The sequence below is a fragment of the Paenibacillus sp. YN15 genome (assembly GCF_003285005.1).
In the GTDB taxonomy this organism is placed as follows: domain Bacteria; phylum Bacillota; class Bacilli; order Paenibacillales; family NBRC-103111; genus Paenibacillus_AR.
This window is the reverse complement of sequence record NZ_QMFA01000027.1, coordinates 38,709-52,363: the sequence shown is the minus strand read 5'-3', so window position 1 is coordinate 52,363 and position 13,655 is coordinate 38,709. Positions and strand designations below refer to the sequence as shown.

12 protein-coding genes are annotated in these 13,655 nt (G+C 52.1%); 1 reads left to right on the top strand and 11 read right to left on the bottom strand.

What is annotated here, in order from left to right; translation table 11 throughout:
- Positions 1 to 76 precede the first annotated feature (76 nt).
- From DQG13_RS19980 to DQG13_RS19935, 10 genes are all read right to left on the bottom strand, one after another.
- On the bottom strand, positions 77 to 925 hold the full coding sequence (locus DQG13_RS19980) for a phage minor capsid protein (RefSeq protein WP_113021543.1): 849 nt from the start codon (positions 923 to 925) through the stop codon (positions 77 to 79).
- Positions 925 to 2,499 carry a phage portal protein gene (locus tag DQG13_RS19975; protein ID WP_258525776.1) on the bottom strand — a complete coding sequence of 525 codons (1,575 nt, stop codon included), beginning with the start codon at positions 2,497 to 2,499 and terminating at the stop codon, positions 925 to 927. The genes DQG13_RS19980 and DQG13_RS19975 overlap by 1 nt, the downstream gene beginning before the upstream one ends.
- Before the next feature lie 17 nt (positions 2,500 to 2,516).
- Entirely contained in the window at positions 2,517 to 4,271 is a 1,755-nt protein-coding gene (terL, locus tag DQG13_RS19970; RefSeq protein WP_113021542.1) for a phage terminase large subunit, read from the bottom strand.
- Positions 4,272 to 4,302: 31 nt separating this feature from the next.
- The gene (locus DQG13_RS19965) at positions 4,303 to 4,743 is read right to left on the bottom strand and encodes a phBC6A51 family helix-turn-helix protein (RefSeq protein WP_113021541.1); all 441 of its coding nucleotides are present in this window, start codon (positions 4,741 to 4,743) and stop codon (positions 4,303 to 4,305) included.
- Between the two features lie 1,551 nt (positions 4,744 to 6,294).
- Entirely contained in the window at positions 6,295 to 7,152 is an 858-nt protein-coding gene (locus tag DQG13_RS19960) for a helix-turn-helix domain-containing protein (RefSeq protein ID WP_113021540.1), read from the bottom strand.
- Positions 7,153 to 7,257: 105 nt separating this feature from the next.
- Positions 7,258 to 7,935 carry a hypothetical protein gene (locus DQG13_RS19955; protein ID WP_113021539.1) on the bottom strand — a complete coding sequence of 226 codons (678 nt, stop codon included), beginning with the start codon at positions 7,933 to 7,935 and terminating at the stop codon, positions 7,258 to 7,260.
- Positions 7,928 to 8,671 carry a DNA-methyltransferase gene (locus DQG13_RS19950; RefSeq protein WP_113021538.1) on the bottom strand — a complete coding sequence of 248 codons (744 nt, stop codon included), beginning with the start codon at positions 8,669 to 8,671 and terminating at the stop codon, positions 7,928 to 7,930. Before DQG13_RS19950 ends, DQG13_RS19955 begins: the two co-directional genes overlap by 8 nt.
- A 1-nt stretch (position 8,672) precedes the next feature.
- A complete protein-coding gene (locus tag DQG13_RS19945; protein ID WP_113021537.1) occupies positions 8,673 to 9,086 on the bottom strand; it encodes a sigma factor-like helix-turn-helix DNA-binding protein in 414 nt (137 codons plus the stop codon).
- A gap of 17 nt (positions 9,087 to 9,103) precedes the next feature.
- Positions 9,104 to 10,312, bottom strand: a complete 1,209-nt coding sequence (locus tag DQG13_RS19940) for an HsdM family class I SAM-dependent methyltransferase (protein ID WP_113021536.1) — start codon at positions 10,310 to 10,312, stop codon at positions 9,104 to 9,106.
- Entirely contained in the window at positions 10,305 to 11,930 is a 1,626-nt protein-coding gene (locus tag DQG13_RS19935; RefSeq protein ID WP_113021535.1) for a DNA cytosine methyltransferase, read from the bottom strand. The genes DQG13_RS19940 and DQG13_RS19935 overlap by 8 nt, the downstream gene beginning before the upstream one ends.
- An 84-nt stretch (positions 11,931 to 12,014) precedes the next feature.
- On the opposite strand from DQG13_RS19935, the gene DQG13_RS19930 reads away from it, so the two are divergent.
- Positions 12,015 to 12,413, top strand: a complete 399-nt coding sequence (locus DQG13_RS19930) for a hypothetical protein (RefSeq protein ID WP_113021534.1) — start codon at positions 12,015 to 12,017, stop codon at positions 12,411 to 12,413.
- Between the two features lie 4 nt (positions 12,414 to 12,417).
- Here DQG13_RS19930 and DQG13_RS19925 read toward each other — a convergent pair whose 3' ends face one another.
- Positions 12,418 to 13,548: a phosphoadenosine phosphosulfate reductase family protein gene (locus DQG13_RS19925; protein ID WP_181592865.1), complete on the bottom strand. Its 1,131-nt coding sequence runs from the start codon at positions 13,546 to 13,548 to the stop codon at positions 12,418 to 12,420.
- Between the last annotated feature and the right edge of the window lie 107 nt (positions 13,549 to 13,655).

The window sequence follows — 13,655 nt, the reverse complement described above, 5'->3', positions numbered from 1 at the left end:
CGCCAGTGTCGCGTGACACTTTACTTGCGTAGCGCATGGATTCCGTCAGTTTAACGTCTTAACGTAGGACATCGTATTATTGTCCGTAAATTTCCGGATTACGGACGGGCGTTACTTGATGGCGACAGAGGGGGTGAAAGATTTCTCTTCCCTTCTTCAAGTCTCCGACATACGGATAGCTTCCTGGAGCGTCCGGAGTCAGTTTAACTACGCGCCCCTCGTACGCTCTACACGCATCAGTAGCGCCATGCCGCGAAATAATCCCGTACTGGACTCCGCGAGATAGCGCCTCGTTTTCGGTCGCCTCTAAGTGCGTCCGCTGCATCTTCGTTCGCGTAACGGTTTCGGCGTACACTTCCGGCTTCCAGCGTCTTCCGCCTGCGTCAATGATTCCGGTATCGAGCGCTGTTCCTAACTGCTGGCGCATATTAGCGAGGACGTCCCGCTGTATAGTTCTCCGCCCGTTTACGCCTTTAGCGAGATTAGCGCGCATGGAATCGGATACAGCTTGTTGCACGGCTTTCCGCGTTCGACTGTCGATATTGCGCGTTATGGCGAGCAAGTCCGCCTGCGTATCCGCTACTGCCGCCTTAACATAATCCGCATTCAACCGGCTAAACTTCGCTATCTTCGTAGCCTGTTCGTACGTCTCCGTCAGTTCAAGCGCATATAGCGTACGAGCGACGCCTTCGGTTGCTGCTTTCGGAATATTCTCCGCCACCCACGCGGCAGACTTTGCGTCAATGCTGGCGAGTATCTTCGCAATCTCCCGGAGTGCTGCGTTTGCTTGCGCACGAGATAACGCAGATAAGTCTAGGCGGTATAACTCCGATTGGATGTCGCGAATACCGCGCTTAAATACCGCCGCAATAACGGATAACTCGCGCTCATACGTCGGGTCGGGTATCGTGCGGAGTATAGCCATTACGCGTCAGCTCCGGAAGGACTGTTAAACACCGTTCCGTCTACGGTTCCCATAACGCGCGTCTCGTCGTCATCAATCCGCGATACCATTTCGATTGCGGTCGCGTCGTCTACGCCATCCAGCGTTTTAATAGCGTCCAATACGGATATCGTCGCCTTGCCTCCGGTTCGTATATGCGCAACTTCAGCGGCTTCCTTCTCGTCGATGGGAACGCCGTCGCGCCAATTAATCCGTGGATAGACGGGATTGTACGGAACCCAACCTTCAACGCCCTGATTAGCGTAATTTTCGAGTTGCATCGCCGTCCAGATAGCGTCACGTAGCGCCCGGTCAACGTGCGCCCGGATACGGTTAACTTTCGCCAGGATCGGCATGAACCGGGCCTTGATTGCGCCAGAATCCGTATGTGACGTGCCAGTTCCGCCTTTATCGGAGGCAAGCGTTGTTCCGAACAACCATTGCGGCGTCTCCGACATCTGATATACGATACCGAGGAGTACGTCCAACTCCGTAAAGGCTGCGTTAAGCTGGCCTTCCCAAACCATATAACCGGGAGTGGCCTCGTCCTTCGCAACGGGGATATACCTGCCGCCGAACCGTACACTTGCGCCGTCGTCCGCTTCCCCGTCGATGTCCGGACCGTATGCGGTGGGGTCGCTGTGCTTCCAGAGGATATAGTCGATTTGCGCCAACCGTTCGTTAATCGCGCTTAGAACGCTCTCCAGCTTCTCGACTCCGTTGATACCTTCCCAACGATCGTCTACGCTCTTATACGGAATGTGGTGGACAAGTAAGCGGTCGGTTCCGGTTGCAACGATATCTTCTTCGCGTCCGGTCGCTACTTTTTCGCCGACCGTATAAGTCGCAATCGGCACGCCCCATTCCGCGTTAACGCCGCGCTCTGTCAACCGGAATCGCTCGTACGTAATGTATCCGGGAATATGACGCTCGACTACGAGATATGGCGTATACGTCTCGTTTGTACCGGACAGCCAACGCATAACTCTGCCGCTGGGTTCTTCGACCCAATCGATCCATGCGATATTGACCGCTTTAAACTTCTTGCGACTCCCGCGCGCCAACTCCGGAAATACAACGTTAGCCGGTACGGCTTCGATAATCGGCTCCAATTTCGTTGCAGGCGCTTCGAGTCCTAACGCTTCAGTTTCGCTCATGTCCGCCCTGGCTGCGTAATACGTTTTTATCCAGGAGTCGCCGCGATAACCTCCGCCGATAACGAGCTCATGCATCATCTGCGTCAAGTCGTTCTCTTCCACAATCGAGTCGAGGCGCTTCTGTTCGATTGAGTCCGGACCAGTACCGGCTTCATACGTAGGCGGTTCGCCCGTTAACAAATCCGCAGGCTTCGTCAGCAATATATCCATCAAGTTGACCGCGATAAATAGCGTCTTCAATTGCGCAGCGTGCGGCGTATCCTTCAGCAGCGATGACGCTCGTTCGTATATCTCCGGATGCCGTCCGTCGAATATCGTGCGGCCACGTTTATATCGTGCTAGACGGGGGATTGCGTTATCAGGCGGATAATGTGCGCCAGGATAAAATAACCTCGTCAAATTGCGTCCTCCTTTCGTTACATCCACGAGGGTTTATTGCGGATTGCTTTCTTCGCCTTCGCAACGTTATCTACCGCCATCTGCAAGGAATCTATCGAATCCACATAATCTCCGTGTGGGTATTGCGCCATTTGATCGAGTAGCATCGTATGAGACCGGTTAAGGATGAGCGTCCGGTTGTGGAACAGCGGTTCCAGCGACTCAATTCGCTCCTCTTTTCCGGTTTTATAGTGTTTGTTATCGTTCAGGCGGACGCGATAAAGCCCCTCGACACGCATTCGGTCGCGGAGCTGCTGGTAATACTCGTATTGGGCGTTAATTGTCTCTACGGTAAATACGTTATGGCGATATTCCTTCATTTTCGCGATTATAACGTCCAGGATTTTGCTGGGCGGTTCTTTCGTCGCGTATTCGTCCAGCACGAAGATGTATCCGGTCTTCTCATGCCGTCCCACCGTTAGCACCGCGTTATAACAGCTTCGCGCGTTCTTCCCTTGCGCTATATCCCACGCGCCGCTAATCGTCAGCTCATCGATCGGAATCCGCAGATCCTCGTAACGGATGAACCGGCGCGTCCCTTCGTACTCGTAACGGTAATAGGCGTAATTTTCTGGAAGGAAATACTGCTCATCCTCGCTAAACGCTAGATTCCGGAACTCCGAATTATATGCGCGCGTGCCCATATTCACCTTTTCGTGCATGAGCGCTCGGTAGGACCAGCGCCAAGGCCACGCCAATGCGACGCCATCCTCTAGCGCCTCTTTATTCGCTTCGTAAAACGCGTCCGGCTCCGTCATATCTTCGGACCGAGCGTATATTTCGCAGTATTCGTCCCACAGCCGCGGATTCGTTGGCTCCGAAACGATAGCGCCGTGGAACGACGAGCGGAAGTCCTTGCGGTCGAGTACGTGCTTCAGCAAACCCGTTGCGCTAACCATCGTACCAACGAGAATAATTGCGGTAGACTTCGTTCCAATCGGGACCACAACGGAATTGAACCAGTGTACGAGCTTCTCCCGCGCTTCCTTCGTACCTTCGTTATTCTGTGAAGACGGATCGTCAACGATAACGAGATCCGGACGATACGAGCCATGACGCTTACCCCGGAGTTGCTTACCGGACGATGACGCTTCAACCAGCGTACCGCTAACGGTAATAAACGCCTCTTCGTTGTCCTTCTCATTCTGCGTATTCCGCTCGAATAGTAGGCTTCCGAAGTCGTTGCGCAACTTTTCGTTAAATTTGAGCTGCTTATTTACCCATCCGATAAGCTTCTTCGATAGCGTATCCGTTTCGGATATAACGAGAATGTACCGGCGCTTTCGGAATACCGTTTGGTGCAGCGGAAACGCATTCGAGAACATACCGGATTTACTGTGCCCCCGCGCAGCTGCGACAGCGAGCCGGGCCTCGCGGACGACGTGGTCTACGTAATCGCATAAATCGAAGAACTCGCGGTGAATGGGCGCAATCTCCGTTAAAGGATCGTGTGGCGTTCCGTCTTCGCCATTGCGGATAATATTATCGTCATTCTCCGGATTACCTGCGTCGGATAGATACTCATAGGCGAAGTATGCGGTATCAAACTCCGCACGGTGTATCCGCGTTAACCGCTTAATCTCCGCAATATCACTCCGCAGCATTTCCGTATGATACTCCGTTGCCCGCCCGGACTTCGCTAAATCACGCAACTTCTTCGCACGTTCCGTAATGAGTGCGATACGCTCCGCTCGTTCCGCACGGTCAAGCCATTTTCCGTCAACTATAGCGATAACGTATCGTCTCCTTTCGTACGCGTCCGGACTACTCCGGTACTTCCTCGCTCAATAACGCTTCCAGCTCCGCAATTTCCGCTGACACATCGTCGTTACTCCGGCCCGCTCCGCTATCCTTCGTTTCGATAACCTGGCGCTCGGTCAATAAACCGTGCCGACGCATATACAAATCGATCGCCTTAACGGATGGCTGCGAGCCTTCGATAAGCTTCATAAGCTGACGGTAAACTAGCGCTCTCTTCTCTTCGAGATGTTCGTCCGCGAGAATATTAACGTAGTCGATAAACGGACGTTTCTGCGTACGCCATTCGTAAAGGGTATTGCGCGATACTCCGACTTCTTCCGCAATGGCATCGAACCCTAACCGCTCATCTTCCGGAGTAAATTCGCGCTGAACGCACAATAACGCTGCTTTGCGTTGGCGTCCGTCTAATTTCGCCTCAAGACTACGTTTCTTTGCTTCCGACATACTAACGCCTCCTTTCTAACGTGATAATTACGTGTAAATTGCGTGAAATTAGCGATTGTACAGCGTTGGGAATAGTTTTATACTCCCGCGGTGTAGAGACGGAAATACAGCGTATTTCACACGCCAAAACGGCGTTGTTAATTTCACGGTGAAATTACGTGCTAATCCGTAGGGCAATCCACATTACCGCCAATATGAGAGGACATCCGATTCCGAACGAATAGAACGCTGATTCCTCTTCCGGATTCTCCGCCAAATACCGCTTAAACCAGCGGCACAAACCGCACATTTCCGCTACCTCCCGAGATAGAAAAATTGCGCGCTAATTCCGGACAGCAAATGCGCAGCCCAACGCTACCCCGCCTGGGGGTCCGCGCTTTAACGCATTAACGTGCTGGCATATGTACAAAAGTCCGCTTTTATACGGATGTCCCTACGCTATAAAACCGCGCCACTACGCCATTTTTCCGCATCCTCATCCGCAACCACTACGCCAATCCCCGCAAATGTCCGCCACATACGGACAAATCCGCTATCTAATCGGAGTATTTACGCATAACCCCGTGAGTTTGACGCTATCGCCCGGTCCGAGCGCCTCTGCGGATGAAACGCTATTAGCGTCGGATGTAATACGGCAGTATTCGGATGTAACAGCGCTATTGAGCGCACACAAACGCCATAGCATCGCTCGTAATCGGACACATACGTAATCAATACGCTACGATCCGCTGTATCTGCGCTACCACTCGCACATATCCGGACTATACGCAGTCATAACGCTAACCTACGCTTCCCTCCGTAATCCACCGTAACCACGAGCGCTGTATCTAACGTTGCCCTATCGCAATCCATACGCTATAATTCCGCTTCATTATATGTAGCTTATTTAACGTTGCTATAACGCAGCCATTCCGTTATACATTTACGCTATAATACGGAAGGTTACGTATACAAACGTATACACGACGTTATGATCCGTGTATAGCACGGTTACATGCGTAATCTAACGTAACCCTTCATAACGTATAGACACGAAACAGCGCGTAATATCGGTAATGTGCGCTAACTGTACGCAATGAATCGTTATATAGCGGTATATAGCGTTAGATCCCGAGGATTCGGTACGAATCAGCGCGATCATAAAGGATAGGTGCCTGCCGCGGTCACTAGCGTTCCCTTGGTCTGCTACGTCAAATACCGTGACGTATCAGAATGTTCAATAATATTTATTCGTTGCGGATTTGAGGACGGTTCTTCCCCCGGCCTCGGATACGCTAATCTCTTCGCTCTTACCTCCGCTCTCCTGCGCAGATTATGCCGAAACAATAACGCCAGAACTCCGCTCGTGTATACGGAATCCTGGCGTAATAGCAACGCGATATATTATGCGTAACGTTGACGTTATCCTACGCAATTGTCAGCGGAAGAAGACTAAGAAATAATTTCGGCCCCTAATTCCCGCCAGCCTTAGTGCCGCGCGGGATTCCGGCGTTTTTTAGCGTAAAGAAAATGCCCGATGTCAGGCCGTATTCGTAAAGAAAATGCCCGATGTCATCCGCGATAATTATTCCGGATGGAGAACATTTCGCGCAAGGTTGCGTCAGGTACGCCAGGCTTCCGGTAGAATACGAACGGATTAATCTTGTAATAGCGCGATCGCCCGTACACAACCTCCGCAAATACGTACTGGTCTCCGAATTTTAACTTACGCAACTTCCGGTACACAGTCTTTTCGTCAACTCCCGTTATCCTAGCGATATCCTCCTTCGTCAGCGGAACGGTATTTTCGACGTCGCGTTCGTACGGATTGGCGCATATCGTATTCGTCTCCAGGTGAATGTGCTGAAGCAGCTTGTAGACGAATCCGAGATCCTTCGCGGAAACTTCCGAGTATAACTCCTTTACCTTAGCGACGAATGTACGCACGATTGCGGTATTACTCGTTTTACCTTGGAAGTGGTAACGCGGATTGAGGCGATAACTTCCGGAATCCTCGAAGATTATCGCGTTGTCGATCATATCCGCTAAGAATGAGTTCACAGTCGGCTTGCTTACGCCAAGTGTCCGCCTGATGTCCTCCTTGCTCATTGCGGTTTTGTTCGGATTAGATAGCGTCGTATCGTAGTTAACGAAGCATTGTAGATATAGCAAATATCCGCAGTGCTTATCAGATACACGCTCAATTACCTCGTCGATATTGTTCATGTTCGTAATCGTAAACTCTACGCTTCGTCCGGCCTTTATCGTTTGCTGGCGCTCCTTAAACGCTTCCGACTGCGCTAGATTAACGACTTTGTGCGTTGCTGCTGGTGCGTAAATCAACGCCTCTCCTGTTTCCGGATCGAATGCCGTTCCTGTTCCGGTAAATGCGATATGCTCAGCGGTGTATAAACGTCTGTTCTCGTTCAATCTACGGTCCCCTCCCGGTTATCTTAGAAAACACAAAAAGAACGCGTATCCGGTTGGATAGCGTCCCCTCATAATATATGTCCTTCAAACGGCGTAAAATATCGGTCACACCTCGCAGATTTCTGTCTCTTGCGCAATATACCTGCGCCACGCGTCGCTTATCCCGCGGCATTGTACGAACGCCTCCGTAACGCGTGGCGTAATCGGTCCCGGTGATGTGTCCCGCTTATACTGCGCTGACCGTTCGCGGTTTCGCTTGTGCGCGTCACGGTCGCGGAATTTGATATCGCGCTTCGGACGTTTTTTCCGCGTCGGAATGCGGTAATCTGCGCCGTCTGTTCCGACTTCCTCCGCAATCTTCAGCGGAAATTCCCGGTTACGGCGCTCCTCTAGTTGAGTAGCGGATAAGAACGGATATTCCGTCTGCGACACTTTATGCTCGTTCATATCCGTCAGCTCCTCGTCCAATATCGCATCCGCCAACGATTCGAGGATTGCGCTATTAACCGGCTGCGTCTTTGGCCTCTGGCCCCGGTATCCATCGCGTTCCCACTTCGCTAATCCGGCCGCAACGTATTCGGAATGCTCCCGCATATAATCCGCAGTAATAGCGTCAATTAAGCGGATACGTTCCGCTCGGTCAGCGATATCGTATTCGTAACCTGTATCGCGATTAGCGATCCCTCGGTAGATGAACGGTACGATTCCGCCGTGTTTGCGCAGCTTCAGGCGTTTGCGTAACTCTACGGTAATTTGCGCGTATTTTTCGTGATAGTTAGACATTAGCGGATTCTCCTTCGGATGTGGTATCGGTAGGCTGCGGTAACTGTAACGAATCAAGGCGCATATTTGCGATTTCTACGTACTCGCGATCGATTTCCGATGCGATAAACGACCGCCCTTCTACCGCCGCTGATTCGCATACCGAGCCAGTTCCGGCGAATCCGTCGTAAACTACCGCTCCATGATCGCTAGAATTCCGGATAAAGAGGCGTAGCAATTCCGTCGGCTTTTCGGTAGGGTGCGTCAGCTTTGATCCGGATATCTTCGCGCAGTCGATAACGTCAGGAACGCGCTTTTCGCGTAGCAACGACCGTCCTTTGTGTCCAAACAGAACAAGTTCATGCTTCGGCCCGTAAGATCCTGTCAGGTCGCCCGTACCGTGCACATTCTTATTCCACACGATAAGATTCTTCAGTTTAAAGTGCTTCTCAAACTCCTGCTTGAAGAAGTCTATGTGATGCCAACTACAGAAGACGTAGATCGCTGTGTTATCCTTCATAAGCCGGTAGCATTCCGCCAGGTATTCCGAAATCAATCCGCGGGAATCTTGGTCGTTTTCAATGTGTCGAAACTTTTCCGTAGCTACGCGTCGATTGCTCCGATAATTCATCAAATACGGCGGATCGGTAACGACTAGATCTACACACCCACCCGGAAGTGCACGCGACAACTCCAGCACGTCGCGCTGGTATATCCGATTTAACTCAATGCCGCCAAGCAACGTTTTATCCGTCATATTAGTCGTTCTCTCCTTCGGCAGTAGTTTCGTTCGGCTGCGCCGCTACGACGTTTATTTCTCCGTAGTTCCACCGCTCAAACACGCCAGCAATCCGCTCGCACGCGATATCCAACAGCTCGCTAACCGTATTCTGACGGATTCCCATCGTTTGCGCCGCTTCTTCCTGCGTAAGCTGCCAATATCCGTAGACGTATCCGAGCGCTTCCGCTTGCCGCTCCGTTAACCCTGCGGATTCGATTGCGCTGTTTAAATCGATGAGAATATCCGCCGCTGCCAGATCGCCGAGGAACCGCCTATTCGCGATATGATACCGGTCGCGTAGCAGGAGGCGAACGCCTCTCTTATCGTTAAGCGCGTATTTGACGCTGAGATTGCGCTCGTCCTTTTCAATATCGATCTTAACTGCGCCCATATTGCGCCTCCTCTTCGTTATCTTGCGTAATACTCCGCGACAATGCGGTCCTGCCATCCGAAATCGAACGATGATTCTCCGTTAAACTCCTCGCCGCGGCCAAGTGTCAGAACGCTCCAGTACGCCATATACCCGTTTTTAGCGCGCCAGGCTTCGTAAGGCGGAATCCTCACGTTAAACGCGTGAACAAGTCCGGACAGACCGGGTGTAATTGGGTTTGTATTTTCACGCATCAGCGTGTTCTCGAACGCTTCCGTCAACTCATCAAGCTGCGTTAAGCCATCGCCCCACTTGTCCGTCAATTTACCGTCCTTGTCGTAGCCGATATCGTTAATCTGCGCTTGCAACACGGGCATCTGCCCCTCGTACCAAAACGTATCGGCTGCGCTTTCCTCCGTCTGCTCTACGCGATGGTAAGCGCCAGCTACATCCACGTATTTAACGTAAACTTTCCGCGCGTTTGGCGTTATCTTCCGCAAAATGTGTATGTCCGTCTTAATCGTCGTACCGGTCAGCGCAAATGTTTCCGAAGGCAACTCGATACTCGCGATGTGCCAGCACGTTTCCCGCATGAGTTCGCGAATCTTAGCCATTTGCCCGTTATATCCGATCCCCTTCGGAAGCACAAACGCAATGTACCCGCCTGGTTTCGCAGCCTTAATCGCCAACTCAATGAAAGCCGACTCGGACTTTCCGCTGAGTTTACCGGACTTTTTCGTTAGGGTAACGTAATCGTCCGGTACTTGCGCAGCCTCAACGTTGATGCTCACGCCATACGGTGGATTACCGATAACGAAATCGTAATAGTCGCGTCGGTCATGCGTTAAGGCATCGCAGTTGATTACGTTAACCTGCGGATACAATAGCGCGGATACGCGGGCTGACGTCGGATCGAGTTCGAGTGCCGTTACCTCCGCAGTTACTTCGGACGACTCCGGAATATGTTCGAGGAATACGCCACTTCCGCAGCTCGGCTCTAACCAGCGGGAACCTGGCGGAAATTCTCCGCCACATAGTCCGCGCAACGCCTCGACGATAAAGCGCGCTACATGTGTTGGCGTATAGAACGCGCCGCCAGCGTATGCGTTTGGAAGTAAACCTCCCGTTGACGTATAGTTATCGCGAAGGAACGCTAAGTCCTCCGCTGTGATCTCCGCGTCAGGCTTCGCAATAATCGCCATCGAGCGGACATTTCCGTCCCAACGGGACCTCTCCGCCTTACCCAAAGGACACCGCCTCCTCTGCGTTATTTTTCGCTAATGCTGCGTTAAGTTGTTCCGCTAACGCCGAACCGATTAAGTAAGCGACGCGCGATGCGACGCCGTTTCCGACAATACGGTATTGCGCGGAAAGGCTTATTGTGTCCGGAAATACGTACGAATCGGGAACGGATTGAATACGCAGGCATTCGCGGACGGTGAAGCGACGGGGCTGCGGAGTAGGCGGTACGTATGTGGTAGGGTCTTTCGCAAGTTGTGTCGTAATAGTGTAAGCGGGCTCCTCCCACTTCGATGTACGGAGTGCAGACTGGAAATTGCCTTGCGCCTGTCTTCGTTGGGCCCCTCGTATAGCGCCCTCGGTTAAGGATGCTCGATCGTGGTTATCTGGTCCCGGATGAATCTCCGCATGGTCTAACCGATTTGTACAAACCGTCTTACCTGGCGCATCCCAGTTCGCCACATAACCGCGTTGATTCGATAGCGAATGCTCCGGCTTAACCGTAGTTGCCTGCGTCTGAATATGCGCATTGACTCCGCTATTCGGCTCCGGTAAATCTCCGATAACATCCCGCAGCACCTGCGTCCGATACCCGCTCGCATCCGGTTCAGGGAACGCAAATGTAAATCCGAGATCCTTGCGGATGCCTACGATAAACACGCGCTCCCTTTTCTGCGCCACTCCGTAATCCCATGCGTTAATCAGCCGCCAGGACACGGCGTAGCCTATGCGTTCAAACTCCGCTAACAATGCGTCAAATGTTGCGCGGTGCTTCTTCGCAATCAACCCCTTAACGTTCTCGAATACGAAAGCTTTCGGCTGCTTGCGCTCGATTACGTTAAGGTACGTCCATACCAAGCGGCCTCTCTCACCATCTTCGCCAGCTCCCGTACCAGCAACGGAGTAATCCTGACACGGCGGACCGCCTGCGATAATGTCAGCGTCAGGAATGTGCTGCTGTACGTCATCGGACGTAATATCTCCGCAAATGACGTGATTGCCGAGGTTGTGTGCGTATGCCTTTACCGCGTTCTTATCGAAGTCGTTCGCGAATATGATATCGTAACCAGCCGCCGCCAGTCCTACGCCCATTAATCCGCCGCCACAAAACAACTCGACCACCGTTAACCCGTTCGAGGGAAGCGCAGGCGTTACGTTATAATTGCGCAGTGTAATCGTCTCCTTTTCGTCCAATTGTCCAGGGTGAAGTTGACAAGTAGCCTTCGCCATTGGCGCAGCTAGTACTGTGTGAGAAGCGTCGTCCCAGCGCTCTCTACGTAGATATCCGACTTTACCGCCGCCACTCCGTAATGCTCCGCCCATAAACTGCGCTTGTTCAATTTCCGATAGATCGCGCCAATTACCACCGGGCGGAATCTTGTGCGCAAAGGGACGCTCATCATTACGCAGATCGTACCCAACGTGATTTTCCGTAATAACCGCCGCCTTTTCACTAATATCTACGAGTCCATTCGGAGCGCCCTTCGCCCATTGCGTCAATACTGCGGGGGAAGGTTCGCTCATTCGCGCAATAGGATGCTTGCGGATATACTCCGCATAGCCACCGTCAACCATCTTCTGCGCTACCGCTGCGCTTAATGGTTGCGGATTATGGTTCGCTATCATCCGCTCACTCCTTTACGTTTGCATTTCCGTATATTTCCGGTTATAATTACGTTAATAATCGTCACTTGTACGGAGGTACTCGCTATGCCAAGAAAAGATCCGCAACAATCCGCTATCACGCCGGAACAGCCCGCTACCAATCCGCAGCCATCCGCAGAGAAACGCTATAACATCGTATCAATCCCGCTAGTCCGCCTATACGTCGCGACGGACGCCCAACGCCGCCTCCGCTTATCCGCCGATATCATACGCATGTACCGCTTAGACGCCGGTAATCGCGTAGAACTCGGATATACCGCAGACGAGCGTGCGATTGCGATTAGGCTTGCACGAAACTCCGCTGACCCTACGGCCGCTAACGTTGACCAGCGCGGTTATATTTCTGCGCGCAGATTTTACGAGAAGTCGCAGATTGCGGCAGAAGCCCGGCGTTATTCGTTTGTTGCGGAGCAGGACGGATGGCTCGTGTTTGCTGCGGATTGACGGGTTATTTGCGCTTGCTTACACCGACTCCGTCAAATACGCACGGTTTAAATTCGATAACGTCCTCTAACCGGTCCAATATCGCAGCTTCCGTTTTCTCCGTAATAACTCCGAAAGACGATAACTCCGCAATAAGCGCCACTCTCTGATCCTCCGGTATCTCCGCAATCAGAACGCGTGCAAACCCAAGTTGAAACAGCATAGCGCGGTATACTTTCGGAAACACTTCGCGAAGGTACCGCAGGTATCCGCGCTTAATCGGGATCGGGCACGCTTGACAACCGGTGCGCGGCATGAAAACGTTATATCCTTCCGCAGACAGCCGCTCCGCCGTTACGCGGTCGATAATTACCGTAGGACAATCGTAGCGCTCGTCAATCACCGCGTTCATATCGTAAATCGTATTGTACGGGATATCGTGTTTTCTAACGTATTCCCATACATCCTCCTGACGGTTATTACCGTAATTGAACGAATCCGCGAGCGCCGTCCACCACAGGATCGGCCGACATACCCACGTCTTCCACGTTCCTGAAGAGTAGTAATAATCTCCGTCTCGCCTGGCGCTCATCCACCGTTGGCGGCTCTCGCCTGCTCGAACTCCGTTAAACATCAAGTGCCACCCGTGTTCCTTAATCGCTCGCTGCATCGGCGCATGTTTCAGCGCATTACAGCACTTCTCTACGACCGGCTGTCCGTTACTACGGTCGCCCTTACGCTTAAGCAGCGAATCAACGCCGTGTTCGTCGTATATCTTCCGAATAGTTGTCGTAGGCAACGCTTCAATTGTATTTAACCGCCAATCAGCCGTAAGCTTCTTCGCAAATAAGCGCGTTTGCGGATACTCGTTTAGCGTGTTATTCCATACGACATCAAACGGTATATTGCGCATATCACATACGCGCTTTACGAGGTGCAGCGTTATTACCGAATCAACTCCGAAAGAACACGACACTACGATTTTAGCGTTGGAGCCATACCGCTCGACTGTTTGCGTAATGGCTTCGTCAATCAGCGTCAACGCCCGGTTCTCTTTCTCCGCGAGTGTGGACGTTTTATGTTCCGCTTCAAAACGCAGCACATCCGCTTTATTTATTCGCGTGTTAGTCGTCGATAGCGCTCTGTATGCGTCCATCCTCCGCCTCCTCATCGTCAATCTCTGCGCATCCACTCGCTAACCTCTCCGTAAGCATCCGAGAATCCGGCGGAGTATTACGCACGCCATCGCGATAGCCTACGAAA

What these genes read in the sequence shown, in the direction of transcription:
- DQG13_RS19980 (WP_113021543.1), bottom strand. Translation starts at nt 925, where the DNA reads ATGGCTATACTCCGCACGATACCCGACCCGACGTATGAGCGCGAGTTA.
- DQG13_RS19965 (WP_113021541.1), bottom strand. Translation starts at nt 4,743, where the DNA reads ATGTCGGAAGCAAAGAAACGTAGTCTTGAGGCGAAATTAGACGGACGC.
- DQG13_RS19955 (WP_113021539.1), bottom strand. Translation starts at nt 7,935, where the DNA reads ATGTCTAACTATCACGAAAAATACGCGCAAATTACCGTAGAGTTACGC.
- DQG13_RS19950 (WP_113021538.1), bottom strand. Translation starts at nt 8,671, where the DNA reads ATGACGGATAAAACGTTGCTTGGCGGCATTGAGTTAAATCGGATATAC.
- DQG13_RS19945 (WP_113021537.1), bottom strand. Translation starts at nt 9,086, where the DNA reads ATGGGCGCAGTTAAGATCGATATTGAAAAGGACGAGCGCAATCTCAGC.
- DQG13_RS19935 (WP_113021535.1), bottom strand. Translation starts at nt 11,930, where the DNA reads ATGATAGCGAACCATAATCCGCAACCATTAAGCGCAGCGGTAGCGCAG.
- DQG13_RS19930 (WP_113021534.1), top strand. Translation starts at nt 12,015, where the DNA reads ATGCCAAGAAAAGATCCGCAACAATCCGCTATCACGCCGGAACAGCCC.
- DQG13_RS19925 (WP_181592865.1), bottom strand. Translation starts at nt 13,548, where the DNA reads ATGGACGCATACAGAGCGCTATCGACGACTAACACGCGAATAAATAAA.